Here is a 1024-nt window from a genome sequence, read left to right as displayed (position 1 = left end):
GCGTGCGGTTCCCCGAGGCGATAATTGGGTGGTCAACGGCCAGAAGGTGTGGACCAGCTTCGCGCAATATTCGACCCGGTGCGTGCTGCTGACCCGCACCGCACCCGGCCACGACGGGATCACGGCGTTCTTCGTCGACATGGATACGCCCGGCATCACCGTTCGGCCGCTGCGCACCATGCACGACGTCGATGAGTTCTGCGAGGTGTATTTCGACGACGTGAAGATCCCGGGTGGCCGGATGCTGGGCAAGGCGGGAGACGGCTGGCGACTGGCGATGGACCTGTTGCCCTACGAGCGCTCGACCTGCTTTTGGCAGCGGATCGCTTACCTCTATTCACGCTTCGATCGACTCATCGCCGAGGCGAACGACCCCGACGATTCTGACCTCGGGTCGGCATATCTGGCGCTGCACGTCTTGCGCTGCCGATCACGTGCGACCCTGCATCGGCTGTCCGACGGCGAGCGGCTGGGTCCGGAGACCTCGATCGACAAGGTCCTGTTGGCCACCGCAGAGCAACGGCTGTATGACACCGCTCGCGATCTTCTGCCCGGTGTCATCGAACTCGACGACACCTCGTGGCGGACAGAGTTTTTGTACTCGCGCGCGGCGACCATCTATGGCGGCACCGCTGAGATCCAGCGCAATATCATCGCGCGCCGGCTTCTGGACTTGGGTAAGGAGTGAGCGTGGACACCGAGTCCCTGCAGCTGCTCGACGATGCGCTACGCAAGACGATGACCGCAGTCTCGGGCCGACAGCTCGACGAAGCGCTGGCCGAACTGGGCTGGCTCGACATGCTGGCCGAAATGCCCGACACCGCTTTCCGGTTGGTATTCCGCTTGCTCGGCGAGACCGGTGCCCATGCGCCGGTTATCAACGACGTCGTGCTGGGTGCCGCTGGACGCGACGGCGGCGGGACGGTGCCGCTGCCGTTTGCGGGCGGGTCGTGGGTGGTCTGGAAACGCGCCGATGACGCGGGTACGACGGTGGGCGGTGACCTTCCGATTCACCGAGTGTCGG

The 1024-nt window shown here is 64.8% G+C and carries 2 pseudogenes (1 of these 2 cut by a window edge); both read left to right on the top strand.

What is annotated here, in order from left to right:
* A pseudogene (locus ACFE99_RS03330) lies at positions 1-688 on the top strand (acyl-CoA dehydrogenase family protein); it begins 279 nt to the left of the window's first position.
* 50 nt (positions 689-738) lie between these two features.
* Positions 739-1024, top strand: a pseudogene (locus ACFE99_RS03325) (acyl-CoA dehydrogenase); the annotation flags it as partial.

Origin of the sequence: uncultured Mycobacterium sp. (genome assembly GCF_964249325.1) — a bacterium.
Taxonomy (GTDB): Bacteria; Actinomycetota; Actinomycetes; order Mycobacteriales; family Mycobacteriaceae; genus Mycobacterium.
This window is presented reverse-complemented; position numbering and strand designations above follow the sequence as displayed.